Here is a 615-nt window from a genome sequence, read left to right on the forward strand (position 1 = left end):
ACCCTTGGAGCCGCTGCCCTTCGAGCCGGAACCCTTGGAGCCCTTCGAGCCGCTGCCCTTCGAGCCGGAGCCCTTGGAGCCCTTGGAACCGCTGCCCTTCGAGCCGGAACCCTTCGTGCCCTTCGAGCCCTTGGAGCCGCTGCCCTTCGAGCCGGAACCCTTGGAACCCTTCGAGCCCTTGGAGCCGCTGCCCTTCGAGCCAGAACCCTTCGTGCCCTTGGAACCGCTGCCCTTCGAGCCAGAACCCTTCGTGCCCTTGGAACCGCTGCCCTTCGAGCCAGAACCCTTCGTACCCTTGGAACCGCTGCCCTTCGAGCCGGAGCCACCGCCATGGCCGTCGTCGTCGCAATGCTCTTCGCTCCAGGAGTACCACTCGTGATTACTAGAAGTCATGACCACCTCCGTTGCTTAGTCGGTGTACTTTTTTGATCAATTAGTAATCTCTTGTAAACTTATTGTCTTGTTTACCATTAATATTAAGCCGAAAGGAATTTATAATCAGTATATCTTTATTTTTATCTATATTTATATATTATCTAATAAAGTTTTATACACTCCATTATCGGATCGCAGACGCGGGCACTGTCTGCAGACCGAGCGCACAGAACGAACATC

The 615-nt window shown here is 54.0% G+C and carries 1 protein-coding gene; it reads right to left on the minus strand.

Annotated elements, in window-relative coordinates; all coding sequences use genetic code 11:
* Positions 1-393, minus strand: a 393-nt coding sequence (locus tag CSC94_RS24430; RefSeq protein WP_205853417.1) for a hypothetical protein, incomplete at its 3' end; no start/stop codon positions are given.
* Between the last annotated feature and the right edge of the window lie 222 nt (positions 394-615).

Origin of the sequence: Zhengella mangrovi, assembly GCF_002727065.1 — a bacterium.
Classification (GTDB): domain Bacteria; phylum Pseudomonadota; class Alphaproteobacteria; order Rhizobiales; family Rhizobiaceae; genus Zhengella; species Zhengella mangrovi.